Annotated in this window: 24 protein-coding genes; 14 read left to right on the top strand and 10 right to left on the bottom strand. The window is 70.3% G+C overall.

Annotated elements, in window-relative coordinates:
• Positions 1-32: 32 nt before the first annotated feature.
• Positions 33-1,280 (top strand): cytochrome P450, encoded by a 1,248-nt coding sequence (locus tag EIL87_RS11370; RefSeq protein WP_125090214.1) that lies wholly within the window; start codon positions 33-35, stop codon positions 1,278-1,280.
• 7 nt (positions 1,281-1,287) lie between these two features.
• On the opposite strand, the gene EIL87_RS11365 is transcribed toward EIL87_RS11370, so the two are convergent.
• On the bottom strand, positions 1,288-2,058 hold the full coding sequence (locus tag EIL87_RS11365; RefSeq protein ID WP_125090213.1) for an IclR family transcriptional regulator: 771 nt from the start codon (positions 2,056-2,058) through the stop codon (positions 1,288-1,290).
• Between the two features lie 146 nt (positions 2,059-2,204).
• Here EIL87_RS11365 and EIL87_RS11360 point away from each other — a divergent pair, with 146 nt between their 5' ends.
• Together EIL87_RS11360 and EIL87_RS11355 are read left to right on the top strand one after the other, a co-directional pair.
• The gene (locus tag EIL87_RS11360) at positions 2,205-2,912 is read left to right on the top strand and encodes a CoA transferase subunit A (protein ID WP_125090212.1); all 708 of its coding nucleotides are present in this window, start codon (positions 2,205-2,207) and stop codon (positions 2,910-2,912) included.
• 89 nt (positions 2,913-3,001) lie between these two features.
• Complete coding sequence (locus EIL87_RS11355) at positions 3,002-3,646, top strand: CoA transferase subunit B (protein WP_125090211.1); 645 nt, start codon at positions 3,002-3,004, stop codon at positions 3,644-3,646.
• Between the two features lie 112 nt (positions 3,647-3,758).
• Here the strand turns inward: EIL87_RS11355 and EIL87_RS11350 are convergent, their stop codons facing one another.
• Positions 3,759-3,959 (bottom strand): hypothetical protein, encoded by a 201-nt coding sequence (locus EIL87_RS11350; RefSeq protein WP_125090210.1) that lies wholly within the window; start codon positions 3,957-3,959, stop codon positions 3,759-3,761.
• A 454-nt stretch (positions 3,960-4,413) separates the two neighbouring features.
• On the opposite strand from EIL87_RS11350, the gene EIL87_RS11345 reads away from it, so the two are divergent.
• The 5 genes from EIL87_RS11345 (at position 4,414) to EIL87_RS11325 (ending at position 8,041) form a co-directional block, all read left to right on the top strand.
• Positions 4,414-5,313, top strand: a complete 900-nt coding sequence (locus EIL87_RS11345) for a LysR family transcriptional regulator (protein WP_125090209.1) — start codon at positions 4,414-4,416, stop codon at positions 5,311-5,313.
• 101 nt (positions 5,314-5,414) lie between these two features.
• Positions 5,415-6,491, top strand: coding sequence for a tartrate dehydrogenase (locus tag EIL87_RS11340; RefSeq protein WP_125090208.1), 1,077 nt, complete (start codon positions 5,415-5,417; stop codon positions 6,489-6,491).
• Positions 6,492-6,514: 23 nt separating this feature from the next.
• The gene (locus EIL87_RS11335; protein ID WP_125090207.1) at positions 6,515-7,165 is read left to right on the top strand and encodes an alpha/beta hydrolase; all 651 of its coding nucleotides are present in this window, start codon (positions 6,515-6,517) and stop codon (positions 7,163-7,165) included.
• A 73-nt stretch (positions 7,166-7,238) separates the two neighbouring features.
• On the top strand, positions 7,239-7,820 hold the full coding sequence (locus EIL87_RS11330; protein ID WP_125090206.1) for a trypsin-like serine protease: 582 nt from the start codon (positions 7,239-7,241) through the stop codon (positions 7,818-7,820).
• Positions 7,817-8,041 carry a trypsin-like serine protease gene (locus EIL87_RS11325; RefSeq protein ID WP_125090205.1) on the top strand — a complete coding sequence of 75 codons (225 nt, stop codon included), beginning with the start codon at positions 7,817-7,819 and terminating at the stop codon, positions 8,039-8,041. Before EIL87_RS11330 ends, EIL87_RS11325 begins: the two co-directional genes overlap by 4 nt.
• Before the next feature lie 137 nt (positions 8,042-8,178).
• On the opposite strand, the gene EIL87_RS11320 is transcribed toward EIL87_RS11325, so the two are convergent.
• The 4 genes from EIL87_RS11320 to EIL87_RS11305 form a co-directional block, all read right to left on the bottom strand.
• Complete coding sequence (locus EIL87_RS11320) at positions 8,179-8,595, bottom strand: thioesterase family protein (protein WP_125090204.1); 417 nt, start codon at positions 8,593-8,595, stop codon at positions 8,179-8,181.
• Positions 8,592-9,551: a 3-hydroxyacyl-CoA dehydrogenase NAD-binding domain-containing protein gene (locus tag EIL87_RS11315; RefSeq protein ID WP_125090203.1), complete on the bottom strand. Its 960-nt coding sequence runs from the start codon at positions 9,549-9,551 to the stop codon at positions 8,592-8,594. Before EIL87_RS11315 ends, EIL87_RS11320 begins: the two co-directional genes overlap by 4 nt.
• Before the next feature lies 1 nt (position 9,552).
• Positions 9,553-10,440, bottom strand: coding sequence for a BKACE family enzyme (locus tag EIL87_RS11310; protein ID WP_125090202.1), 888 nt, complete (start codon positions 10,438-10,440; stop codon positions 9,553-9,555).
• 201 nt (positions 10,441-10,641) lie between these two features.
• The gene (locus EIL87_RS11305) at positions 10,642-11,502 is read right to left on the bottom strand and encodes a TetR/AcrR family transcriptional regulator (RefSeq protein WP_125090201.1); all 861 of its coding nucleotides are present in this window, start codon (positions 11,500-11,502) and stop codon (positions 10,642-10,644) included.
• 104 nt (positions 11,503-11,606) lie between these two features.
• Here EIL87_RS11305 and EIL87_RS11300 point away from each other — a divergent pair, with 104 nt between their 5' ends.
• The 3 genes from EIL87_RS11300 (at position 11,607) to dnaE (ending at position 17,747) form a co-directional block, all read left to right on the top strand.
• Complete coding sequence (locus EIL87_RS11300) at positions 11,607-13,373, top strand: BCCT family transporter (protein WP_325049450.1); 1,767 nt, start codon at positions 11,607-11,609, stop codon at positions 13,371-13,373.
• Between the two features lie 66 nt (positions 13,374-13,439).
• On the top strand, positions 13,440-13,646 hold the full coding sequence (locus EIL87_RS11295) for a hypothetical protein (RefSeq protein WP_125090199.1): 207 nt from the start codon (positions 13,440-13,442) through the stop codon (positions 13,644-13,646).
• A 507-nt stretch (positions 13,647-14,153) separates the two neighbouring features.
• A complete protein-coding gene (gene dnaE, locus EIL87_RS11290) occupies positions 14,154-17,747 on the top strand; it encodes a DNA polymerase III subunit alpha (RefSeq protein ID WP_199740372.1) in 3,594 nt (1,197 codons plus the stop codon).
• A gap of 68 nt (positions 17,748-17,815) precedes the next feature.
• Here dnaE and EIL87_RS11285 read toward each other — a convergent pair whose 3' ends face one another.
• Genes EIL87_RS11285 through EIL87_RS11275 form a run of 3 tightly spaced genes read right to left on the bottom strand, consistent with a single transcriptional unit; the run spans position 17,816 to position 21,082 of the window.
• The gene (locus EIL87_RS11285) at positions 17,816-19,015 is read right to left on the bottom strand and encodes a cytochrome P450 (protein WP_125090198.1); all 1,200 of its coding nucleotides are present in this window, start codon (positions 19,013-19,015) and stop codon (positions 17,816-17,818) included.
• 23 nt (positions 19,016-19,038) lie between these two features.
• On the bottom strand, positions 19,039-19,842 hold the full coding sequence (locus tag EIL87_RS11280; protein WP_125090197.1) for an SDR family NAD(P)-dependent oxidoreductase: 804 nt from the start codon (positions 19,840-19,842) through the stop codon (positions 19,039-19,041).
• 58 nt (positions 19,843-19,900) lie between these two features.
• A complete protein-coding gene (locus tag EIL87_RS11275) occupies positions 19,901-21,082 on the bottom strand; it encodes a phosphodiester glycosidase family protein (protein ID WP_199740371.1) in 1,182 nt (393 codons plus the stop codon).
• A 383-nt stretch (positions 21,083-21,465) separates the two neighbouring features.
• Here EIL87_RS11275 and EIL87_RS11270 point away from each other — a divergent pair, with 383 nt between their 5' ends.
• The 3 genes from EIL87_RS11270 (at position 21,466) to EIL87_RS11260 (ending at position 24,269) form a co-directional block, all read left to right on the top strand.
• Positions 21,466-22,233, top strand: coding sequence for a sunset domain-containing protein (locus EIL87_RS11270; RefSeq protein WP_158628617.1), 768 nt, complete (start codon positions 21,466-21,468; stop codon positions 22,231-22,233).
• A gap of 124 nt (positions 22,234-22,357) precedes the next feature.
• Positions 22,358-23,359: an Acg family FMN-binding oxidoreductase gene (locus EIL87_RS11265; RefSeq protein WP_125090195.1), complete on the top strand. Its 1,002-nt coding sequence runs from the start codon at positions 22,358-22,360 to the stop codon at positions 23,357-23,359.
• Positions 23,360-23,390: 31 nt separating this feature from the next.
• Positions 23,391-24,269: a universal stress protein gene (locus EIL87_RS11260; RefSeq protein WP_125090194.1), complete on the top strand. Its 879-nt coding sequence runs from the start codon at positions 23,391-23,393 to the stop codon at positions 24,267-24,269.
• 380 nt (positions 24,270-24,649) lie between these two features.
• On the opposite strand, the gene EIL87_RS11255 is transcribed toward EIL87_RS11260, so the two are convergent.
• Positions 24,650-24,846 (bottom strand): AMP-binding enzyme (locus tag EIL87_RS11255; RefSeq protein ID WP_148101515.1); only part of this gene is annotated, 197 nt, incomplete at its 5' end.

Genomic DNA, 24,846 nt, shown 5'->3' with positions numbered 1-24,846 from the left:
TACACTTGTCTAGATCTGTATGGTCAGGATCCATGGCCGACGCGCTGCCTCCCGGTTTCGACCCCACCGATCCCGACCTCAACCTCGCGGGCGTCCCGCACGAGCAGTTCGCCGCCCTGCGCAGGACCGCACCGATCCACTGGGTCGAGCAGGCCCCCGAGGCGCGCGCCGGCATGTCCCCGGAGGCGGGCACGGGCTACTGGGCCTTGACCAAGCACGCCGACGTGGCCGCGGTGTCCCGCAACACGAAGGTGTTCAGCAGCCGCGAGAACGCCGTGATCATCCGCAACCCGGCGACGGCGACACCGGAGTCGATCGAGCCGTCCAAGGTCGTGATCATCAACCAGGACCCGCCCGAGCACACCCAGCTGCGCAAGATCATCAGCCGCGGGTTCACCCCGCGCGCCATCGGCGCGCTGGAAGACGCGCTGGAGCAGCGCGCGCGGCGGATCGTCCGCAGGGCCGTGGAGGCCGGCGAGGGCAACTTCGTCGACCAGATCGCCTCCGAGTTCCCGCTCGAGGTCATCGGCGACATGCTCGGCATCCCGGCCGAGGACCGGCGGAAGATCTTCGACTGGACCAACCAGATGACCGGGTCCGACGACCCCGACCTCGCCCGCGAGGACAACGACCCGGAGGCCGCGGCCGCCGAGGTGCTGATGTACTCGATGGGCCTGGCCGCCGAGCGCCGCGAGAACCCGCGCGAGGACATCGTCACCAAGCTCGTCAACGCCGACGTCGACGGGCGCGGGCTCACCGACGACGAGTTCGGCTTCTTCGTCATCGCCCTCGCGGTGGCGGGCAACGAGACCACGCGCAACGCCACGGCCCACGGGATGAACGCCTTCTTCGACCACCCCGAGCAGTGGGAGCTGTGGAAGTCCGCGCGCCCCAGCACGATGATGGACGAGGTGATCCGCTGGGCGACCCCGGTCACCTCGTTCCAGCGCACCGCGCTGGAGGACACCGAGCTGGGTGGCGTCCAGATCAGGCGAGGCCAGCGGGTGGGGCTGTTCTACGCCAGCGCCAACTACGACGACGAGGTCTTCACCGACCCGTTCACCTTCGACATCACCCGCGACCCGAACCCGCACCTGGCGTTCGGCGGGCACGGCGCGCACTACTGCATCGGCGCGAACCTCGCGCGCATGGAGGTCCGGCAGATCTTCGACGCGGTCGCCGACATGGCCCCGCACGTCCACCGCACCGGCCGGCCCGCCCGACTGCGCTCCGGCTGGCTCAACGGGATCAAGGACCTCCCGGTCCAGTACGCGGCATGACCTGCGCTCACCGCTGGGTGGTGAGGCGGCGGGTGAGCGCGTGGGCTTCGTGCAGCAGCAGGGCGCCGAGTTCAGGTTGTCGGTCTGGCCTGAAGCGCGATTCCACACCGGTGAGCGTCAGCGCCCAGGCCGGTTTCCCGTTGTGGTCGAACACCGCGGCAGCCATGCCCCAGCTGCCTTCGACGACCAGGCCGGGGTTGACCGCGTAGCCGTGACGGCGGGTCCGGTCGATGCGGGCGCGGACCTCTTCGGGGGAGTGGGACGGACCCCAGCGGGTCGTGAGGTCGGTGCGGCCGAGGTAGTCGTCGACGTCGGTGTCGGATTGGAAGGCCAGCAGGACCAGGCCCGCGGACACGACGCCGAGCGGGAAGCGGGCGCCTTCGTAGAGCACGAACGAGCGGATGGGGAAGTCGCCGTCCTCGCGCAGCAGGCACACGGTCTCCTCACCGCGCAGCGCGGAGAAGAAAGCGCTCTCCCCGGTCTTCGCGGCCAGGCGGTGAACGCTCTCCCGCGCGTGGTGGGTGACGTCGTAGCGGGTCCCCGCGGTCTGGCCGAGCAGGTAGAGCTCCGGGCCGAGGAACCAGCTGCCGGTCTGGCGGTCGCGGTCGACGAACCCCTCGTCGGCCAGGGAGCTGAGCAGGCGGTGCGCGGTCGGGCGCGGCAACCCGGCCTCCCGTGCGAGGTCGGTGGTGGTCGTGCCAGTCGCGTGCGTCGCCGACAGCGCCCGCAGCACCGCGCTGATCTTGCCGACGAGGTGGGCGCTCCGGGTGTCGCTCATGGCACGCACCCTAGCGTCCACTGGGTGGACGCCACCGCCTCGTCCTGCTCGGTGGGCGAGCGGATCAGCCGTGAACATTGCGGTGCCCGTGGACGAACGCCTTTACTCCTCGGCGTCCGTGAGTTGGACGTGGAAGGGGTGATGAGGTGTCGAAGCTGCGTTCCGACGCGTCGGAGGCGTTGGCCGGTGTGCTGACCGACGGCATGACGCTCGCCGTGGGCGGGTTCGGGCTGTGCGGTGTTCCGAACGACCTGATCGAGGTCGTGCGCGACAGCGGCGTCCGGGGCTTGACCGTGGTGTCGAACAACATGGGCGTGGACGGCAAGGGTCTGGGCCTGCTGCTGGACAACCAGCAGGTGTCGAAGGTGGTCGCGTCCTACGTCGGTGAGAACAAGCTGTTCGCCCAGCAGTACCTGGACGGCACCCTCGAGGTCGAGTTCGTCCCGCAGGGAACGCTGTCCGAGCGGCTGCGCGCCGGCGGTGCGGGCATCGCGGCCTTCTACACCCGGGCCGGCGTCGGCACCCCGGTCGCCGAGGGCAAGCCGGTGGCCGAGTTCGACGGGCACAGCTACGTCCAGGAGCGGGCGATCGTCGCCGACGTCGCCCTGGTGCACGCCCACACCGCCGACCCGGCGGGCAACCTCGTCTACCGGGCCAGCGCGCGCAACTTCAACCCGGTCGTGGCCACCTGCGGGCGGGCCGTGGTGGCCGAGGCCGAGCACCTCAGCGAACAGCACCTGGACCCCGAGCGGGTCGTGACGCCGGGCATCCACGTGGACCGGCTGGTCGCCGCCCGGCCGCGGGTCAAGGACATCGAGAAGCGCACGGTGCGCACCCACGCCCCCGCGAACTAGGAGCAGGGCCTGAGCGGCGGAGCCGCTGAGGCCCTGCCACCCGCACCGCTGAGCGAAGCAGGTTCCGGACAGTGTTCGAGGAGCAACAGGTGAGCTGGACTCGTGACGAGATGGCGGCCATCGCCGCCGCTGAACTGCGCGACGGCGACTACGTCAACCTGGGGATCGGGATCCCCACCCTGGTCGCCAACCACATCCCGGACGGCGTGCACGTGACCTTGCAGAGCGAGAACGGCATCCTCGGGGTGGGACCGTTCCCGTGGGAGGGCGAGGAGGACGCCGACCTCATCAACGCCGGCAAGCAGACCGTCACCCTCGCGCCGGGTGCGAGCTACTTCGACTCCGCCGCGTCCTTCGGGATGATGCGCGGCGGGCACATCGACATCGCCGTGCTGGGCGCCCTCCAGGTCAGCAGCTCCGGCGACCTGGCGAACTGGACGATCCCGGGTGCGCTGGTCAAGGGCATGGGTGGCGCGATGGACCTGGTCGTGGGAGCGCGGCGGATCGTGGTGCTGACCGACCACGTCGCCAAGGACGGCACCCCGAAGCTCGTCGAGCGCTGCACCCTGCCGCTGACCGGTGCCGGCGTCGTGAACCGGGTCGTCACCGACCTCGCGGTGCTGGACGTGACTCCCGGAGGCTTCGACCTCGTCTCCCTGGCCCCCGGTGTCACCGAGGACGAGGTGGCAGCCAAGACAGACGCCCCGCTGCACCACCCCGCAGCGGTGGGCTGAGCCGAGGTGGTGTGCCCACCGGGGCGAGCGTGGGGGCCGGTGGGTGGCGCGCCGCTGCCCGCAGGAGCGAGCCGTTCGGCGGGCGTGGGGTACCGAGGACCCGCCCAACCGGTCAGGTTCCTACTCTCTGGGCGGTGGTGGACGCTCCTACGGCGTTGCCGTAGGAGTCGACCGAAGTGCGTCCTAGGGGCCTGAACTCGTCGACGCTCCGGTGCTCGTCGCCGGAGCGGCAGGACAACGACAGCGCCGAGACGAGTCCGGCCAGTGTGGACAGTCCTGCCCTCCTGGTGGCGAGCCACAGCACCGAACCCACCGACCGAACTGGCCCCCACCACGAGGCCGACACGGTGAACACGACCCCGGTGCACGCGGCCGCGACTGAACCCGACGCCGGACGAGCCACCGTCCCCACCCACGACCAAGCCCGACGGGTGGGCTGACCGCCTTCGGCCTCCTTCCGAGTGAGGGGACGGTACGAGGTGAAGAGCGCCGTCGAGAAGCTGGTTCACAGGTGTCACCGTCGGCGAAGGCGCCGTCGATGGTGTCCGGGCAGGTGGTGAGGAGGGTTCGTTGGTCGAGCGGAAGTCAGTGGCAGGACGATTCGCCACAGCTTCCGGGGTTGGTGGGGGACGCGGCGTCGGGCGGGGCAGTGGCTCTCCGGGCGGTGCGGCGTCGCACGGGGCAGCAAGTCCCAGACTGATAGGTTCGGTGGATGAGTGGCCTTTGAACTGCGGTGATCGGTGGTCGGCTGTGCGAGGGGAGGCGGCGTGGACGCGCGGCAGCTGGAGTACTTCCTGGCGATCGTCGACCACGGGGGCTTCGGCCGCGCGGCTGAGAAGCTGCACATCGCGCAGCCGTCGCTGTCGCAGGCGCTCGCCGGCCTGGAACGTGAGCTGGGAGTGCGGCTGTTCCACCGCATCGGACGGGGCGCGGTGCTCAGCGACGCGGGCAAGGAGCTGATCGGTCCGGCCCGTCAGGTACTGCGCGACCTGCGCACCGCCAAGTCCACGATGGACTCGCTCAAGGGCGTGCAACGCGGGCACGTCGAGCTGGTGACGATGCCCTCGCCGGGCATCGAACCGCTGGGGACGCTCACCCGCCTGTTCACCCGCCGGCATCCCGGGGTGGTGGTCGGCGCGGACGCGGCGTTCACGCCTGACGAGGTCGTGCAGAAGGTCCGCGAAGGAGCGTGCGAGCTCGGCCTGGTCGGGGCCCCCGGTGAGGTGCAGGCCCCGGGCGTCGAGGTGCTGCCGCTGGAGTCGCAGAGCTTCGTCCTGGTCGGCGCGGACGACGCGGACCTCCCGGACGAAGACCCGGTGTCGACCACGGCGTTGGCCGGAGCTCGGTTGATCGCCTCACCACCCGGCAGCCAGATGCGGCGGATCGTCGACGAGGTGGTCGATGCCGGCGCGGAGGTCGTCGCGGAGGTCGCCCACCGCACCTCGATCCTGCCGCTGGTGCTGCAGGGCGTGGGACTGGCCGTGCTCCCCGCGGCCTGGGCGCCGTTGGCCCGCCGCTCCGGGGCGCGTGCCGTGCTGCTCGACTCACCGGCGCGGTTGCACGTGGCGTTGATCAGCCGGTCGGCCCCGCTGACGCCCGCGGCCCGGGCCTTCCTCGCCGTGGCCCGCTCCTACGCGCCGCTCGACCACCTCGGCCAGGAGGCATAGCCGCTCCCTATCGACCTGATCGGCAGCGCGTGTTGGACATCCGGTCCGCCGCCGGTCTTCACTGGTCGACGACGCGAGCCGACCGCACCGGGAGTGACCTGATGTCCGCACCACGCACGTTCCGCATCGCCGCCATCCCCGCCGACGGCGTGGGCACCGAGGTCGTGGCCGCGGGGCGTGCGGTCCTGGACGCGCTGGCCGCCGGGTCCAGCGGCCGGTTCGCCTTCGACTGGACCGACTTCCCCTGGGGCTGCGGGTACTACGAGAAGACCGGCCGGATGATGGACGAGGACGGGTTGGAAGTCCTGCAGGACTTCGACGCCCTCTACTTCGGCGCGGTGGGGTGGCCGTCGGTGCCCGACCACGTCAGCTTGTGGGGCCTGCGGCTTCGGATCTGCCAGAACTTCGACCAGTGGGCCAACGTGCGGCCGGTGCACTTCCACCCGGGCATCACCTCGCCGCTGCGCAAGGCCGACGACACCCCGTTGGACTGGGTCGTGGTCAGGGAGAACAGCGAAGGCGAGTACGCGGGCCTGGGTGGGCGCAACCTCGCCGGCCGCGGCCCCGGCAACGAGGTCGCCCTGCAGACCTCGCTGTTCACCGAGAAGGGCTGCGAGCGCATCATGCGCTTCGCCTTCGACCTCGCCCGCGAGCGCGACCGCAAGAAGGTCTCCTCGGTGACCAAGAGCAACGCCCAGCAGCACGGGATGGTGCTCTGGGACGAGGTCTTCGAGCGCGTGGCCGCCGACTACCCGGACGTGGAGACCGAGAGCGTGCTCGTCGACGCGATGTCGGCGACGTTCGTGCTGCACCCCGAGGACCTGTCGGTGGTGGTGGCCTCCAACCTCAACGCCGACATCCTCTCCGACCTCGGCTCCGCTCTCGCGGGCAGTCTCGGTCTCGCGGCCAGCGCGAACCTCAACCCCGATCACCGCTTCCCGTCGATGTTCGAACCGGTCCACGGCTCGGCTCCCGACATCGCGGGCCGGGGTCTGGCCAACCCGATCGGCGCGATCGGCAGCGCGGCGCTCATGCTGGACCACTTCGGCCTGGAGGAGGAAGCCACCCGCGTCCGCAAGGCGCTCGACGCCACCACCGGCTCAGGCCTGCTCACCCCGGACGTCGGCGGCACCGCCACGACGGACCAGGTCGTGGCGGCCGTCCTGGACAACCTCTGAGCGTCCGGTCGTACTGTGGGGCCGTGCTGGTCGTGGCCGCTGGCTCGGGAGGTGCCCGCGGGATCCTGCTCTTCGGCCCTGGAGCCGGTGGTGATCCCGCTCGCTACCAGCGCTTGCTCACTGCGGCGAGCGAGGCCGGCTTCACCGTCGCGGCCCCCGAGCACGAGCGCTTCGACGGCCGCGCGGTGACCGACGAGCAGATGCGCGACCGCGCGGTCGGGCTCAAGGCCGCGCTGGCGGAAGTCGATCGCGGCGATCTGCCGGTGGTCGCCGCGGGGCACTCGGCAGGAGGGTGGGCCGCGCTGTGCCTCGCCGGTGCCCAGCCGTGGGGACGGGATCGACGCCCGGTCGAGGTGCCGGTGGAGCCGAGGATTTCGCGGCTCGTGCTGGTGGCACCCACCCTCGAGTGGTTCCGAGGTCCGGGCGCGCTGGACGAGGTCACAGCGGACGTCGTCGCGATGGTCGGCGCCGAGGACCGGGTGACCCCGCCGGAGAACGCCGATCTCCTCCGAGGTGCCCCGGTGCGCACCGACGTCCGCACCTACCAGGGCGTCGGGCACCTCGACTTCCTGTCCAGCCCGCCGCCCGGCGTCGGCACCACACCCGGCCTCGACCACGAGGCGTTCCTCGACCGGCTCACCACCGACTTCGTCGCAGCCCTCACAGCAGGGTGATCCGGGGGCGGCACCGAGGAGTGCCGGGTCACCGCTCGGGTTCGGTTGCGGGGGGATCGTCCCGATCCGGTCGGTGGCCGTGGTTCGGGACGGTGGCCGCAGGAGGAGAACGGTTCTGGAGTTCGCCGATGTCCTGGCCGCAGGAGCGGCCCTGGCGGTGTCGGCCGCGGTTCCCGCTGCGGCCATCATCGGTGGTGTGGACGGGAGTGCCGAGCGGGATCCGTGGATGGTCTTCCTCGCGGATGCGCAGGCGGCCCCGGACGTGTCCTCGCACTTCACGTGCGGTGGCACGGTGGTCGCCCCGACCAAGGTGGTCACGGCCGCGCCTTGGGTGGACGAGGCCGTGGTCAGGAACCTGGGGGTCGTGGGCGGCCGGACCGACCTCCGCAGCGACGTCGGTGACGTTCGCCAGGTGGTGTCGACCTACGAGCACGAGAAGGTACCGCCGTCCCCACCGCCCCCCCCGGGGACGAACACCGCGCCCCGGAGGGGACATCGCAGTCTTGACCCTCGACCGGCCGATGCCCTCCCGACGCTCCTGCTGGCGAGGCCGGACGAAGCCGAGGAGCTCTCCCGCGCGGGCACACCGGCCCGCGTCCTCGGGTGGGGCATCACCTCGGGTTGCAGCTCGACGAACCGCCCGCCTGATCGGTGACACCGGTCCTGCAGCAAGCACAACTGCCGCTGGTGTCCGATGAGGACTGCGAGAGGGCCGCCCTGCACGGGTCCCCGCACCAGATCTGGTTCCACCGCGCGCACGTCGTCTGCGCGGGCTACGAGCGGGGTGGTGTGGCCAGCTCGGCCGGCCACAGCGTGGGCCCGCTGGTGGTGGCCGAGCTGGCGGGGATCACGGGCGCCCCGGTGCCCCGGGGGTGAGGAACAGGACTCGGCCGACTCCTACACCGGCTACACCCAGGTCCCCACGTTCTACGACGACATCGCGCCCACCTCCACAACACGCCCTGAAGCCGGACGACGTGCCCGGTGCCCGCGCGGGCACCGGGCACGCGCGGTCACGCGGGGCGACCGGCCGCCTGGTCGAGCTGGGCGGCGATGCCGTCCGGGAACGGGACGGCACGGCCCTGCGCGGTGTCGACGTGCAGCGCGACGATCTCCTCGGTGGCGACGACGGTCCCGTCCGCCGTCATCTCGTGGGCCACCCGCAGCTTCTTCGCGCCGCGCTCGGTGATCGTGGTGGTGACCAGCAGGTCCGCGTCCGGCCCGACCTCGTGCAGGTAGCGGACGTGGGCCTCCACCGTGTACAGCGAGCACCCGCTCCCGGTGCGGTAGTGCTCGTCCATGCCGGTGCGCTCCATCAGCGCATCGGTGGCGAAGCCGAAGACCAGCACGTAGTAGGCCTCGCTGAGGTGACCGTTGTAGTCGATCCACTCCGGCCGGACCCGCTGCCGGAAGGTGCCCACGTCGCTCATCCCGCCTCCTTGAGCTGCTGCATCGCCCGCATGACGGCGATGACCGCGCTGTCGCGCTGGGCGACGAGTTCCGCGTTGTCGCGGCCGTCGGCGGCCTGCTCGCAGCCGCTGACCATGCGGTCGCGCAGTTCGCCGGTCAGCTCCGGGGCCTCCAGACGCGTCCACGGCGCCTTCAACGAAGGGCCGAAGTGGTCCAGCATGTGCGCCATGCCGCCCTCACCACCGGCCAGGTGGAAGGTCAAGCAGGGGCCGAACAGGGGCCAGCGCAGACCCGGGCCCTCGGTGATCGAGGTGTCGATCTGCTCCACGGTGGCTTCGCCGTTGGCGACCATGTGCAGCGCCTCGCGCCAGATCGCCTCCTGCAGGCGGTTGGCGATGAAGCCCGGCACCTCGCGGTCCATGGTGATCACCGACTTGCCCGCGACCTCGAAGAACTCCGAGGCCCAGCGCACCGCCGACTCCTCGGTTCCCTCGCCGCCCACGACCTCGACCAGCGGGATGAGGTAGGGCGGGTTGAACGGGTGACCGACCACGAGACGCTGCGGGGTGGTGCAGCGCTCCTGCATCTCGGTCATCGTGAAACCCGAGGTGGAGGAGCTGATCACCACGTCCACCGGGGTGGCGGCGTCGATGCGCGCGAGCAGGTCGCGCTTGAGCTCCAGGTCCTCCGGGGCGCTCTCCTGCACGAAGTCCGCGTCGGCGACGGCGTTCTCGAGCGTCTCGGCGACGGTGAGGTTGTTCCGGTCGGCGCCCTCGGCGAGCCCGAGCTCGGTCAGCGCCGGCCAGGCGAGGTCGACCAGCCGGTGCAGCTTCTCGCTGGCGTCCGGGGCCGGGTCCCACGCCGTGACCCGGTAGCCGCGCGCCAGGAAGTGCGCCACCCAGCCGCCGCCGATGACCCCGGCGCCGATGCAGGCGATGTGGCCGACGTCGGCCGGTGCGGTCCGCGATCCGCTCATGTCAGGACCTCCGCTTCAGGCCGAGCTTCTCCCGCGCCTGGTCCGGCGTGGCGACCTTGGCGCCGAGCGCTTCGACGATCGTCACCGCGCGCTCGACCAGCTGCGCGTTCGTGGCCTTCACACCACGGCTGAGGTAGAGGTTGTCCTCCAGGCCCACGCGCACGTGGCCGCCCAGGATCGCCGACTGCGCGACCCACGGCATCTGGTTGCGGCCGATGGCGAAGCTGGCCCAGTTGGCGCCCTCGGGCAACATGTTGACCATCGACTGCAGGACGCCCGGATCGACGGGCGCGCCGTAGGGAATGCCCATGCACAGCTGGAACAGCGGCGGCGCGTCGATGAGACCTTCTTCGATGAGCTTGGTGGCGAACCACAGCTGCCCGGTGTCGAAGATCTCCATCTCCGGCTTGACGCCGAGCTCCTGGATCCGCTTGGCGCCCGCGCGCAGCATGTCCGGGGTGGAGATGTAGAGCTGGCTGCCCTCGCCGAAGTTCAGCGATCCGCAGTCCATCGTGCAGATGTCCGGCAGCAGCTCCTCGACGTGCGGCAAGCGCTCGAGGCCGTTGACCAGGTCGGTGCCGTCGACCGGCTTGAGCGGGTCGTCCTGGTCGATGACCAGGTCGCCGCCCATGCCCGCGGTCAGGTTGATCACGACGTCCACACCGGACTCGCGCACCTGCCGCACGACCTCCCGGTACAGCGCGACGTCGCGAGAACCCTTGCCGTCGTCGACGTTGCGCACGTGGATGTGCACGACCGCGGCACCCGCGTTGGCCGCGTCCACGGCCGAGGTGGCGATCTGCTCCGGGGTCACCGGCACGTGCTCGCTCTTGCCGACCGTGTCACCGGCGCCGGTCAGCGCCGCGGTGATGATCACTTCGTTGTTCACGCGATTCCTCTCTCGAACCACCAGGGGTTTCCGGGCAGCGCGCAGCACGCCGGTCACGCTCGTGCCGACGCCTGGGGTGAGCTGGTTGTGGGGAGGTGTTCCAGTTGTGCAGCGGTGGCCGCTGTTCCAGGTGTCCGGCTCCGCAGCACCGCCGCGGAGGTCCCCGAACCTGGCCGCCACTGGAGATCCCTCCCGAGGTCTCTAGTGGCGGACGATCTCCCGATCGACGTAGTCGTGCAGGACCTGCCGCATCCGTTCCACGGACCGGCCGGGTCGGTCGGTGAGGACCTGGATGCCGAGGCCGTCGATCAGCGCGGTCAGCGGCACGGTGAGGTCCTCGGGGTCGATGTCGGCGACGAAGACGCCCTGCTGCTGTCCCTCCCGGATGGTGCGGGCGATCGTGTCGTGCCAGCGGGTGTAGGAATCCGAGTGCAGCACACCCATCTTGGGGTTGCGCGCGCTCTCGTTCCACACCTGCAACCAGATCGACCACTCCAGCCGCAGCAGGCCCGGCTTGGGCAGCTGCAGCTCGACCAGCCGCAGCAGCCTCTCGTGCGCGTCTTCGATGCTGTGCAGCTCGGCGACCTGCCGGTCGAAGGCTTGCCGCACCGAGTGGCGGAGAGCTTCGGTGAGCAGGTCGTCGCGCCCGGGGAAGTGGTAGTGGATGGTCGCCGCGCTGATCCCGCACGCCTGGGCGACGTCGGAGATCCGCACCGCGTGGTAACCGCGCTCGGCGATCAGGTGCCAGGCGGCGTCGAGGATCTGCTGGTAGCGCCCGGCCTCGTGCGCATCGGTGGTCCGAGGCCGCACCGCGGAGCGCTGCGGGGCAGCGGCGACCGTTTCCGCCTCGTCGCTGCCGTTGATCAACCAGTTCACCGTGACGTCGCCGACCTCGGCGATGCGGGTGAGCTCGGCGGGCGTGAAACGCCTGGTGCCGGCCAGCGACTTGGACAGCTTGGTGGCGTCCAAGCCGATCTGCTCCGCGAACGCGCGTTGGCTGCCCGGGTGCTCCCGCAGCACGTGCCGCACGCGGTCGCGCAGTGCCGACTCCCTGTCCTCCACGGGACCGAACGTTAACAGCGCATTGCGACAATCGCAACGACGGGGTGGGTGTCGCAACGCGGGAGGCGGATCTCGAGCAGCATCACATCATGTGAAAACCTGCGATTTTCCTGGGATTATGCGAATCCGGTCTTGACGGTGGCGCGAAACCGGCTCAAGGTGTACGCCGTTGCGAAACTGACCCATCAGTCGAATCGCAACGCAATCCCATCGGTGCGGCCGGCGGCCCTGCACGGCGCCGGCCACGACTACCTGGAGGTGCTTCCGTCATCCTCGCGACAGGCGGACGAGTTCGGATCGACAGACGGATCTTCTGGTCCTCGGTGCTGCTGGTCGCCGCCATCTGCGTCCCGGTGATGATCGCGCCGGAACGCGGACAACAGGCACTCGACGGCGTGCTCGCTGTGCTGACCGGCAAGTTCGGGTGGCTCTATCTCTGGTTCGCCGCGGCGGTCGCCGGCTTCCTGGCGTGGTTGGCGTTCAGCCGCTACGGCCGGGTGAAGTTCGGCGGCCGCGACGACAAACCAGAGTTCTCCACGCACAGCTGGCTGGCGATGATCTTCACCTCCGGCATCGGCGGCGGGATCATCTACTGGGGTGTCATCGAGTGGTCCTACTACTACGTGGAGCCACCGATGGGCCTCCAGCCCCGCAGCACGGAAGCGGCCGACTGGGCGGCGACCTACCCGCTGTTCCACTGGGGCTTCACCGCGTGGGGCCTGTTCTGCCTCCCGGCCTTGGCGCTGGCCTACGCCTACCACGTGCGCAAGCAGCGGACGTTGCGGCTCAGCGACGCCTGCCGCGGCGTCATCGGGGACCGCGCCGACGGCTGGCTGGGCCGGGTCATCGACGTGCTGTTCATCTTCGGCCTCATCGGTGCCGCGGGCACCTCCCTGGGCCTCGAGGTCCCGCTGGTCTCCGAGGGCATCGCCGCGATGACCCCGCTGGAGAAGGGAACTCCGCTCGACATCGGCATCGTCGTGGTGTGGACGGCGCTGTTCGGCGTCAGCGTGTTCCTGGGCATGCAGAAGGGGCTCAAGCGGCTGGCCGACGTCAACGTGTGGCTGGCGCTCGGGCTGGGCGTGTTCATCCTGGTGCTGGGACCGACGGTGTTCCTGGTCGACACCTTCACCCAGAGCTTCGGGATCCTGCTGCAGAACTTCGTGGAGATGAGCTTCTACACCGACCCCGTGGGCGGTTCCGGGTTCGAGGAGACCTGGACCATCTTCTACTGGGGGTGGTGGATCGCCTACGCGCCGTTCGTCGGGCTGTTCACCGCGAAGATCTCCAAGGGCCGCACCATCCGCGGCATGATCGGCGCGATGTGCCTCGCGGGCAGCGCCGGCTGCTGGCTGGCCTTCATGCTGCTGGGCAACACCTCGCTGTACTTCGAGCTCAACGAGGTCGTGCCGGTGGCCGACATCGTGCAGGCCCAGGGCGACACGGCCGGCATCATCGCCACCCTGTCGCACCTGCCGTTCGGCGCGTTCGCGGTGGTGGCGTTCCTGCTGCTCATGGTGGTCTTCCTGGCCACGACGCTGGACTCCTCGGCATACACGATGGCCGCGGTCGCCTCGAAGGACCTGCCGCAGGACGTGGAACCGGCGCGGTGGCACCGGGTCTTCTGGGCGATCGTGCTGGCCGGGGTCTCGGTGGTGCTGATGTACACCGGAGGACTCGAAGCCCTGCAGACCCTGTCGATCATCACCGCGTTCCCGCTGATCTTCGTGCTGGTGCTGGTCGCGGTCTCGCTGGGCAAGTGGCTGCGCGCCGACTTCGGCAGCACCGAGGCGACCCCGCCGCTGGTGGCGGAGCGCACCGAACCGGGACCGGCCGACCCCGAGCCGGAACCGGTGGTCGCCACGAGCTGACCCCGCGGCGGGTCGGGACCGCACGCGGTCCCGACCCGCCGTTCCAGCGGTGCGGGACTCCACAGCGTGACCGACGACGTTCGGCGTGAAGCCGACGAACTCCTCCACGTACGGGGTCTGCTGGCCCTGGGCGTCGAGGTCGGGGAGACCGTCGTCGGAGGCAGTGACCACTCCGACCTGATGACCTCGCGCGACCCGGACCTCTCCCTGAAGGTCCGGACGTGGGCGTGGCCGAGTACTTCGCGTTCGGCGGCCGGGTCGCGCAACGCCTGAACGCGGTCAAGACGTCCTTCCGCGACAACCGGGACGGATCCGATCCCTCCCTCGCGCCCGGTCTGCACTTCGGTCTCAAGCAGGGCGATCCGCGCCAGGGGCCCGGAAGTTCGACCTGTGGGCGGTGGACGTCGCCACCTTCCAGCGCATCCGCAGCGACGCCGGGGCGTTCGCCGCCCGGCTCACGCCCCGGGCGCGAGCTGCGATCGGCACGACCAAGGCCTCGCTGGGCTGATCCCCGCTCCCGGGACACCGCCACCAGCACCCACGACCTACGACGCCGTCCTGGCGGACGGGGTGAGCACCCCGGAGCAGTCCGAGCACTGGCTCGGTGGGTGACAGCGGCTCGGACGCCGCGAGGCCCCGACGCGCCGGAGCCCTCCAACAGGCCTGTGACGTGGGCTTTCTCCGGGATCGCCGGTAGGGGCGCGGTGGTCCGACAGCGGGCACGTCGACGCCGATAGAGTCGTGCGGTTCCCGCTGTCGACCTAGCCCGGAGATCTTGGCGTGTCTGATCCGTTCGTCCACCTGCACGTGCACACCGAGTTCAGCATGCTCGACGGTGCCGCCAAGCACGACGCGCTGTTCTCCGAGGTCGCCCGGCTCGAGCAGCCCGCGGTGGCGATGACGGACCACGGGAACATGTTCGGCGCGCACTCCTTCTACACCAAGGCGGTCAAGGCCGGGGTCAAGCCGATCATCGGCATCGAGGCCTACATCGCCCCGGAGAGCCGGTACCACAAGAAACCGGTCTTCTGGGGTGAGCGGGCCCGCACCGGCAAGAAGGAGGTCGACGAGTACGGCGAGAGCGGCGACGTCTCCGGCGCCGGTGCCTACACGCACATGACCATGCTCGCGCAGAACTCGGCGGGGCTGCGCAACCTGTTCAAGCTGTCGTCGCTGGCCAGCATGGAGGGCTTCTTCCGCAAGCCGCGGATGGACAAGGAGCTCATCGCCGAGCACTCCGAGGGCATCATCGCCACCTCCGGTTGCCTGGCGGGGGAGGTCCTGACCCGGCTGCGGCTCGGCCAGAAGCAGGAGGCCATGCAGGCGGCCTCCGACTACAAGGACATCTTCGGTCCGGACCGGTTCTTCATCGAGGTCATGGACCACGGCATCCAGATGGAGCGCAACATCCGCGGCGAGCTGCTCGACCTCGCCGAGAAGCTCGGCTTGCGCACGGTGGCGACCAACGACAGCCACTACGTGACCAACGACCAGGCCGGGCACCACGACGCGCTGCTGTGCCTGCAGACGCGCTCGATGATCGCCGACACCGACCGGTTCAAGTTCAACGGCGACGGCTACCACATCAAGAGCTCCGAGGAGATGCGCGAGTACTGGGACGAGGAGGTCCCGGGCGCGGCCGACAGCACGCTGCTGATCACCGACATGGTCGAGGGCTACGAGGAGGCCTTCGCCGCGCACAACCGGATGCCGCAGGCCAAGGTCGAGGTCGGCCGCACCGACGTCGAGGTGCTGCGCGACGAGGTCGAGTCGTTCATCCCGACCCGCTTCAAGGACGGCGAGTTCACCCAGGAGTACCGCGACCAGCTCGAGTGGGAGCTCAAGGTCATCACCGAGAAGGGGTACAGCTCGTACTTCCTGGTCGTCGGCGACATGATCCGCTGGGCCAAGAACAACGGCATCCGCGTCGGTCCGGGCCGTGGCTCGGCAGCCGGTGCGCTGCTGTCGTACGTGCTGCACATCATCGACATCGACCCGCTCCAGCACGGGTTGCTGTTCGAGCGGTTCCTCAACCCCGAGCGCGACTCGCCGCCCGACATCGACATCGACTTCGACGAGCGCCAGCGCGAGCGGGTCATCCAGTACGCCAAGGAGAAGTACGGCGAGGAGTTCTTCGCCAAGGTCATCACCTACGGCACGATCAAGACCAAGGCCGCGTTCAAGGACGCCGCTCGGGTGCACCTGGGCCAGGCCGGCTTCCAGCTCGCCGACCAGTTCTCCAAGGCGCTGCCCGCCCCGATCGCGGCCAAGGACATCCCGCTGTCGGGCATCGTCGACCCCGAGCACGAGCGCTACCCGGAGGCCGCCGAGGTGCGGTCGCTGATCGAGACCGATCCGCAGATCGGCAAGATCTTCGACACCGCCCGCGGGCTGGAAGGCCTGATCCGCAACGCCGGCGTGCACGCGTGCGCGCACATCATCTCGCGCGAGCCGCTGCTGGACGTGCTGCCGCTGTGGAAGCGCGACGACGGCGAGATCATCACCGGCTGGGACGGCCCGCAGTGCGAGGACGTCGGTCTGCTCAAGATCGACATCCTGGGCCTGGTCAACATGACCACGATCGACGACACCGTGCGGATGGTGAAGGCCAACCACGGCGAGGAGGTCGAACCCCTCGAGATCCCGCTCGACGACGACCCGACCTACGAGATGCTGGGGCGGGGCGAGAGCCTGGGCGTGTTCCAGCTCGAAGGTGGCGGCATGCAGTCGCTGCTCAAGCGCATGCAGCCGACGCGGTTCGGCGACATCGTCGCGTGCGTGGCGCTGTACCGGCCGGGTCCGATGGACGTCAACGCCCACCTGGACTACGCCGACCGCAAGAACGGCAAGAAGCCGGTGGAGCCGATCCACCCGGAGCTCGACGAGCCGCTCAAGGACATCCTGGGAGAGACCTACGGGCTGATCGTCTACCAGGAGCAGATCATGGCGATCGCGCAGAAGGTCGCCGGGTACACGCTCGGACAAGCCGACCTCTTGCGGCGTGCGATGGGCAAGAAGAAGAAGGAGGTGATGGACGAGCAGTTCGCCCGCTTCGAGGCCGGGATGAAGGAGCGCGGTTACTCCAAGGAGGCCATCGACCAGCTGTGGGCGACCGTCCTGCCGTTCGCCGGCTACGCCTTCAACAAGTCCCACGCCGCCGCCTACGGCCTGGTGACCTACTGGACCGCTTACCTCAAGGCGCACTACCCGGCCGAGTACATGGCCGCGCTGCTGACCGCCAACAGCAACAACAAGGACAAGACCGCGGTCTACCTCTCGGAGTGCCGGCGCATGGGCATCCAGGTGTTGCCGCCGGACGTCAACGAGTCCTCGACCGAGCACACCGCGGTGGAGGGACGGATCCGCTTCGGCATGGGCGCGATCCGCAACGTCGGCTCCAACGTGGTCGAGTCGGTCATCGCCTCCCGGGAGGAGAAGGGGAAGTTCTCCTCGTTCACCGACTTCCTCGACAAGATCGAGATCACCGCGTGCAACAAGCGGGTCATCGAGTCGCTGATCAAGGCGGGTGCCTTCGACTCGCTAGGGCACACGCGGATGTCGCTCAACGCCCACCACGAGGCCGCGGTCGACGCGGTGATCGGGCTCAAGCGGCAGCAGGCGATGGGCCAGTTCGACCTGTTCGGCAGCGCTGACGACGGCCCCAGCGAGGAGACCTCGCCGCTGACGCACCTGCAGTTCACCGACGAGGAGTGGCCGCGCAAGCAACTGCTGGCCTACGAGCGCGAGATGCTCGGCCTCTACGTCTCCGCGCACCCGCTGGACGGGGCCGAGCGGCTGCTCGCGCCCTACCAGGACACCAGCATCGCCGAGCTCGTCGGTGGGGAGCGCGAACCCACCACCGGCCACGGGGGCAAGGAGCAGCAGCCCAAGATCGCGGGCATGATCTCCGGCATCCAGCGGCGGCTGAACAAGAACGGCCAGCCCTGGGCGATCGTGACGCTGGAGGACTTCGAGGCCAGCATCGAGGTGCTGTTCTTCCCGAAGTCCTACGAGATGTTCGCCGACTGCCTGGTCGAGGACAACGCGCTGGCGGTCAAGGGCCGGGTCAACGAGCGCGAGGGCGAGGTGAGCGTGTTCGCCTCCGACGCGGTCCCGATCGACATCACCGCGGCCGAGACCGACCCGGGCAGCGAACCGCCGCTGGTGCTGCGGGCCGACCACCGCAAGCTCAGCGCCGAGGTGATCAGCGAGCTCAAGCAGACCTTGACCGCGCACAAGGGCACCACGCCCGTCCACGTCCACCTGGGGAAGACGCGGCTGGAACTGCCGCAGTGGCCGGTCAACGTCTGCACGGAGCTCGTCGCCGAGCTCAAGTCGGTCCGCGGCATCGCGGTCGAGCGCACGGGCCGCTGACCGGCCAGGTCAGCCGACGGCGGGCCGAGGGCTCCCGGGCGTGGTGCCGTGGAGCCCTCCGCCGGTGATCACCAGGTGACCGGCAGTTCGTGCACGCCGAAGGCCAGCGCGTCGTGCTTGAGGTCCAGCTCGTCGAAGGGCACCGCGAGCGTGAGCGTCGGGATCCGGCGGAACAGCGTGCCGTAGACGGTCTGCAGCTCCGCGCGCGCCAGCTGCTGGCCGACGCAGTTGTGCGGGCCGAACCCGAAGGTCTGGTGCCGAGTGGCGTCGCGCCCCAGGTGGATGCGCTCGGGTTCGGGGAACACCGCCGGGTCCCAGTTGCCCAGCGGGAGGTCGATGATGATGCCCTCGCCCTCGCGGATGGTCTCACCGGCGATGTCGATGTCGGCGGTGGCGATCCGGCGCTGACCGACGTGCGGGATGCTCAAGTGGCGGAGCAGCTCCTCGGTGGCACCGGCGATCAACTTCGGGTCGTCGGCGACGGCGCGCACCACGGCCAGCTGGTCGGGGTCGTCGAGCAGCACCGCGGTCCCCAGCGCGATCATGTTCGCGCTCGTCTCGTGGCCGGCGACCAGGAGCTGGACGCCGATCAAGGCCGCTTCGAGCTCGGTGATCTCCCCGGCGCCGACCCGCTCGGCCAGGTCCGAGCACACGTCCTCGCCCGGGTCGTCGGCCTTGGCCCGGACCAAGCCGACGAGGTACTCGGTCAGCGCCCGGTTGGCCTTCTCGTGCTCCTCGGGGTCGGCGTTGCGGCTGATCCCGACGCGGCTGGTGCGCTGGAAGAAGTCGTGGTCGTGGTAGGGCACGCCGAGCAGCTCGCTGATCATCAGCGAGGGCAGCGGCAACGCCAACTGCTGCACCAGGTCGGCAGGCTTCTCGCCCGCGAGCAGCGCGTCGATGAGCTCGTCGGTGATCTGCTGGATCCGCGGCCGCAGTGCGGTGATCCGCTTGACGGTGAACGCTCGGGTCATGATCCGGCGGAACCGCGAGTGCTCGTCGCCGTCGAGGTTGAACACCATCTTCGGCCGCTGGTCGAGGGTGTCGGCCATCGACGAGCTGAAGTGCGGGAAGCCGGGCAGGTGTTCGTTCACGCTGACCCGCGGATCGCTCAGCAGAGCCCGTTGTTCGGCGTGCCCGGTCACCACCCAGGGCGCGCTGCCGTCCCAGATCTCGAGGCGGTGCAGCGGTTTCTCGGCCGCGAGTGCGCGCAGCGGCGGCGGGGGGCTGAGGGGGCAGCCGGACGCGCGCTGCATCGGGTATTCGGACATGGTGCTCCTCGTGGTGGGTCGGTTCAGCCGTGCGCGTCGGCGAGCGGGTTGTTCGGGTGTCCGGCGGTCATGCCGCCGTCGACCGGCAGCACGGTTCCGGTGACGTACCGGGAGCGTTCGCCGGCGAAGTAGAGAGCGGCTTCGGCGATGTCCTCAGGAGTGCCCTGCCGGTCCAGCGGGCGGATGGACCTCATGATGTCGCGCAGCTTCTCGGCCGTACCGGGCTCGAGCTGGGCGGTCGCGGTGGAGAGGATGTCGGAGACGACCGCGCCCGGCGCGATGCAGTTGACCCGGATGTCCTCGCGCGCCAGGTCGATGGCCACGCACTTGGAGAAGTGGGCGACACCAGCCTTGGCGGCGCGGTAGCTCCACTCGGCGCAGCCGGCGTGGATGCCGCCGATCGAGGTGATGTTGATGATCGCTCCGCCGCCGTGGGCGGCCATGTGCCTGCCGGCGTGTTGCGTGCCGAGCATGACCCCGAGCAGGTCCACGTCGATGACGCGCTGGAAGTCCGCGAGGTCGTCGTCGAGGAACCGCATGGTCATCGCGGTCGGGATGCCCGCGTTGTTCACCATCACGTGCAGCCCGCCGAAGCGCTCCACCGTGGTCGCGACCAGTGCTTCGACCTGAGAGCTCTTCGACACGTCGGTCTCGACGAACAGCACGTCCGGACCCAGCTGCTCCGCGAGGGCCGCCCCCTTGGCGCGGTCGATGTCCGCCACGACCACCTTGGCGCCTTCGGCCTGGAACCTCTCCACCATGGCCAGGCCGAGCCCGGCGGCTCCACCGGTGACGACGGCGATCTTGCCTTCGAGTTCGTTTCCCATCGTGCGCAGGTTATGGAGACCCACGAATTAAGTCAAACGACTGAATTAAGGGCCCCGGTCACGTCCGCGCCGCGCAGGAGCAGGGCGACGTCCTCGGGGGGCCTGCCGAGGACGTGGGGTGCGTCTCAGCGCGGGGTGGGAGCGGGCTTCTCATCCTCGACGTAGACGAGTGCGTCGCCGACGGCTCGTTCTTCCTCGCCGCTGGGCTGGTTGGCGAGGCGGCCGCCGACCGATGCGGTCGTGGAGCCGACCGCCGTCGAGGTTGACCGCGTCCGTCAGGCCCCAATGCCGCGGCGAGGGCGGCGGTTTCGTCCAGCGTCGTGCCGACGCTGGTGGGGCGTCGACCGTCCACTGTGGCTAGGACGATCCTGCCTTCGGCCGTGGTGCCGGCGATCGTGCGCGGGTTGCGCGCGAAGAAGTCGCCCGAACCCGGCGGCACCACGACCTCGCCATCGGCCACCAACCGGTACCGGCCGTTGACGCCGAACACGCCCGGGCGCACGAGGATCCGGTCGCCGTCGTCGTCGGTGAGCGTGGAGATCCGGTCGAGGCAACCGTTCTCGGTGGTGGACAGCAGAGCTGCCGCGTCTCGCCCGGTGGCCTGCAACGACGTCTGGTGGGGCTCGAGCGTCGTGCGGCGCGTCGCGGAGGTGCGCACGACGCAACCGCGCTGGTCCAGGACGACCTCCGTGCCGTGCCCGCTCGGGGTGGGGCCGAACTCGGGGTGGAACAGGACGACGTCTCCGGGGTGGTCGCACTGCGTCTGGTCGGGCAGCTCGGCGCAGGCGGGTGGGACCACCGGCGGGTGGTCGAGGTGGTCGAGCGGCAGGGTGTCGTCGCTCTGGCGGTTGCGCACCGCGCCGGACCAGGCGGTCCGGCCGATGAGGACCCGATCGCTGCGACTGTCGACGACCAGGTCCGCCTCCGCGCGGTCCGTGGTCGGCTCGCTGAGCAGCGCGCCGTCGTAGAGGCCCAGGCCGACCGGGTCCCCGGGGTGCTCGGGGCTCGCGGAGTGCGCGAAGAAGGACGCGTTGACCCCGGCCAGAGCACCCGCGGAGCGGACCAGGTCGGTCGTCCTCTCCACCGGAGCCAGGTGCGGGCCGTAGGTCGCTTCCAGGTGCCCGCGTGCCCGGTCGAGGTCGATCGTGAGCGTGGTGACCACCCACGGGCCGCGGGGCGTGGTGGTGATCTGGTCCGGCGGGGCGGGTTCGCTCCCGCGGACGACGCGGGTCAGCTCCACGCCCTCGGCCAGCGTTCGCGTCGACGCGTTTCCGCCAGGTCGCGGTCGCCGAGCGGGAGTGGGACGTGCTGCGCGTGAGCGTCCGGGGCCGGGAGGAAGGGGAGGACGGTCGCGAGCGCGAGCCCAGCCGCGAGAGCGGGTGACCGGCGCGCGCGTCGGGGTGACGAGATCATGCGGCTCAGGCTCGGCCGCTCGGGGAACGCTCTCGAGACCCTGCGGTTGACCGATCCGTGAAGTCTTCATGTCCTGGTGGTGCCACGGCCGGGTGAATTGCTCGGTGATCACCATGCGGATTGGTGATCTCCGGTGGCTGTGCGCGACCACCCTCGTTACAACGATCCGCAGCCGATCATTTCACTCTTCAGAGCCTCTAGGAGTGTTTCGTGCCGAAGTCAAGACACCGGGCACCGTCCATCTGCTTGCGTCAATGGGGCGTGTGGTTCGCGGCCGCGGTGGTGGTCGCCGCCGCGTTCGCGTTCATCTCGCCGCTCGGGGACGGCCCCGCTCCCGTGGCGTGGGCGTTCGTGCTGATCCTGCTGTGCTTCATGACCGGATCGCTGGCCAACTCGATGTTCCTGTCCCGCCCGCTGCGCCGGGGAGGGCAGATGGTCTTCCCCGCCGTGCGCGAGCCGGAAGCGATCGAGCGGGCTCCGGAGCGCTCGGAGGTGTCGCGGCCCCAGCCGCGCGCGATGACGAGCCGTCCCCGTCCGCGCGCGGTGCGTTCCGGCGGGGAGGAACCGTCCTTCGCCTCCTCGAGCGAGATCGGGAGCAGCATCGGCGTCACGGTGCTGATCTCCAGCGAGGTCGGAGCCGAGCCGGTCGGTGCGCACCGGGTGGACCTCAACGAGCTGCAGGTCATCGAGAGCATCCCCGCGCAGAAGACTCGCGACGAGGTCGTCGAGGTCGTGTCGGGCACCGGTGCGCGGGGGCCGGAGTCCGGCCCGTACCCGGGTGCGGTGCGGGCGAAGTCCGACGGCCGCTCGCCCCACAGCGCCTACCGGGTCAAGGGCAACACCCGCTCGAAGCGGTACCACACGATGCAGTCCCCGTACTACGAGCGCACCAAGGCCGGGGTGTGGTTCCGCTCGGCCGCCGACGCCGAACGCGCCGGCTTCGCCGCCTGGAACGCCCGGGTGAACGACGCGGTGTGAGCCTCGGACCGCTGCCGCCGTGCCGGGAGCGACCTGCGAAGCCCGTCGTCGCGGACGACACTGAAGCCGAGGCCGCCTCGTGGTCCGGCCTGCCGAGGCAACCGGCGGGAGGTTGTGCGAACGCATGGTGGATACCGAGCACTCCGAGCGCGTTCACGACGGACCGTGGTCGCGCGAGGAGACCGCGACCCTCGCTCGGGCGGTCAACCGGGCGCCCTCGGTGCACAACACGCAGCCGTGGTCGCTGTCGGTCCACGACCGGGTGGCGGAGTTGCACGAGCAGGTCGAGGACGACCCGTCCCGGCACGACCCCGAGGGCAGGGACCGCAAGATCTCCTGCGGCGCCGCCCTGACCAACCTCGTCCTCGCGGTGCGCGAGCTCGGGTGGCGGGCCGAGGTCTCGTTCAGCGGCTCCGAGGCTCCGCTCGTGTCCGTGACCGGGAGCGGCCGACAACCGCCGACCGACGCGGAACACGGCCGCTTCGAGGCGATCCCGCTGCGCACCAGCCACCGCCGGCCCTTCGACGCCCGTCCGGTCGACAGCGCCGACGTGGAGGCGGTGCGGGCCGCGGCGCAGACCGTGCCCTCGGTCCAGGGGCGGTGGGTCACCGGCGGCGAGGAAGCGCTCGAGCTGGCGCGCCTGCTGACCTACGCCGCCCGCGTCCAGCGCGCCGACGAGTCCTACCAGCGGGAGCTCGCGGGCTGGATCGTCAAGCACGGCGAAGCCGACACACGGGGGGTTCCCTCCGACGCGCTGGGCGCGCGGGGGATCGGTGCGGTCGGTCTGGTCAGCGGCTCCACGCACGTGCCGGACGAAGCGTGGCTGGCCACCCGCATCGAAGAGGAATCGGTCCTGGTGCTGAGCACGGAGGACGACGAGCCCCGCGCGCACCTCGACGTCGGTTCCGCCTTGGAGCACGCGTGGCTGGAAGCCACGCACCGCGGTCTCGGCGCTTCCGTGACCACCCAGTTCCTGCACCTCGGCGAAGTGCGCAGCGGGCTCTCGCAACAACTCGACCTGACCGGGGTCGTGCAGGTGCTGATGCGCTTCGGCCACCCGGCGGACCCCGGCTCGCGCAGCGGCCGCCGCCCCGCGGAGGAGATCGTCACCGACCACCGGGCATGAGGGCAGCGCCCACCGCCACTCGGGAGTGCAGATGAGCGATTCGAGCGTCAAGCCGGTCATCGTGGGCATCGACGGCTCAGCGTCCGCGGTGCACGCGGTGCGGTGGGCCGCCGCCGAGGCCCACCGCAGGAACGCGCGGCTGCGGATCGCCTACGCCGACGTCCTCTCGCTGGTCTACATCCCCGACCTGCCTGGCTACCCGTTGCCCGAGCCCTACGTCAAAGCCGCGCAGCAGCAGGGCAAGGAGTGGTTGCACCGGGCGGCCGACAACGCGCGCGTGGAGGTGGAGGGGCTCGACGTGGTGACCGAGCTCCACGTGGGTCCGGCGAGCTCGGTGCTGATCCGCCTGTCGCAGGAAGCGCAGCTGATGGTGGTGGGCAGCCGCGGACTGGGCGGGTTCACCGGGCTGGTGGCCGGGTCGGTGGCGGTGGCGCTCAGCGCGCACGGCCACTGCCCGGTCGCGATGGTCCGCGGACCGGACACCGCGCTGCCGGACGCACCGGTCGTGGTCGGCGTCGACAGCCCCACCGGCAACGAATCGGCGCTGACGACCGCGTTCGAGAGCGCCGCGTCGCGCGGCGTGGTGCTGCGAGCGGTGCACACGTGGAACTCCCTCGACACCGACGCGCAGTGGTGGGCCGACGGACAGGGCTGGGACACCGTCCAGACCGACCAGGAGCGCTGGCTGGCCGAGCGGTTGGCGGGCTGGAGCGAGAAGTACCCGGACGTCGAGGTCGAGCGCTACGTCTCCCACGACAAGCCCGCGAAAGCACTGCTGCAGCACGCCCAGGTCGCGCAACTCGTGGTGGTCGGCGCCCGAGGACGCGGCGGCTTCACCGGCCTGCTGCTCGGCTCCACCAGCCAACAACTCCTGCAGAACGCTCCTTGCCCAGTCGTAGTCGCGCGCTGACGGTCGAGGGCGCTCCAAGTGAGCGGCGGAACCGCTGTTCCCGTGATGCCGCTGGGTGCGCGGTGTGGTAGCAGACCTGAGCGGCTCCGTGGACTCCGCGCCCAGCTCCTCGAGACTCGTCCTCCACGCGGCGTCACGGAGCACTCGCCACCGAGCCGCTCAGGACCTGCGGCGGTGTGCCTGACCGAGCCCCCACGTTCGAATGCCGGGCTGTTCTCGCGAGGAGCCTTGGGCGTCGAACTTCTCGCGAAGTTCGAAGGGTCTGTGCGGCGCGGGAGGCCGGAACAGGGCTCCCGCCGCGGTCGCCCGAACAGGTCTGGGAGACGGGAAACCGGTGGCCGGGTGGGCTTCTCCGCCCGGCCACCGGTCCTGTGGCGGGGTCAGTCGGCGTTCATGTTCTTGGAGATGAGGTCCATGACCGAGGAGTCGGCGAGGGTGCTGACGTCGCCGACTTCGCGGTTTTCGGCGACGTCGCGCAGGAGTCGTCGCATGATCTTGCCGGAGCGGGTCTTGGGCAGTTCGGGCACGACCATGATCTGGCGGGGTTTGGCGATGGGGCCGATTTCCTTGGCGACGT

Origin of the sequence: Saccharopolyspora rhizosphaerae, from assembly GCF_003931915.1 — a bacterium.
Lineage (GTDB): Bacteria > Actinomycetota > Actinomycetes > Mycobacteriales > Pseudonocardiaceae > Saccharopolyspora > Saccharopolyspora rhizosphaerae.
This window is presented reverse-complemented; position numbering and strand designations above follow the sequence as displayed.

Excerpts from the sequence above, each read along its gene's own strand:
- EIL87_RS11320 (WP_125090204.1), bottom strand. The coding sequence starts at position 8,595 with ATGAGCGACGTGGGCACCTTCCGGCAGCGGGTCCGGCCGGAGTGGATC.
- EIL87_RS11285 (WP_125090198.1), bottom strand. The coding sequence starts at position 19,015 with ATGTCCGAATACCCGATGCAGCGCGCGTCCGGCTGCCCCCTCAGCCCC.
- EIL87_RS11370 (WP_125090214.1), top strand. The coding sequence starts at position 33 with ATGGCCGACGCGCTGCCTCCCGGTTTCGACCCCACCGATCCCGACCTC.
- EIL87_RS11315 (WP_125090203.1), bottom strand. The coding sequence starts at position 9,551 with ATGAGCGGATCGCGGACCGCACCGGCCGACGTCGGCCACATCGCCTGC.
- EIL87_RS11280 (WP_125090197.1), bottom strand. The coding sequence starts at position 19,842 with ATGGGAAACGAACTCGAAGGCAAGATCGCCGTCGTCACCGGTGGAGCC.
- EIL87_RS11365 (WP_125090213.1), bottom strand. The coding sequence starts at position 2,058 with ATGAGCGACACCCGGAGCGCCCACCTCGTCGGCAAGATCAGCGCGGTG.
- EIL87_RS11340 (WP_125090208.1), top strand. The coding sequence starts at position 5,415 with ATGTCCGCACCACGCACGTTCCGCATCGCCGCCATCCCCGCCGACGGC.
- EIL87_RS11265 (WP_125090195.1), top strand. The coding sequence starts at position 22,358 with ATGGTGGATACCGAGCACTCCGAGCGCGTTCACGACGGACCGTGGTCG.
- EIL87_RS11260 (WP_125090194.1), top strand. The coding sequence starts at position 23,391 with ATGAGCGATTCGAGCGTCAAGCCGGTCATCGTGGGCATCGACGGCTCA.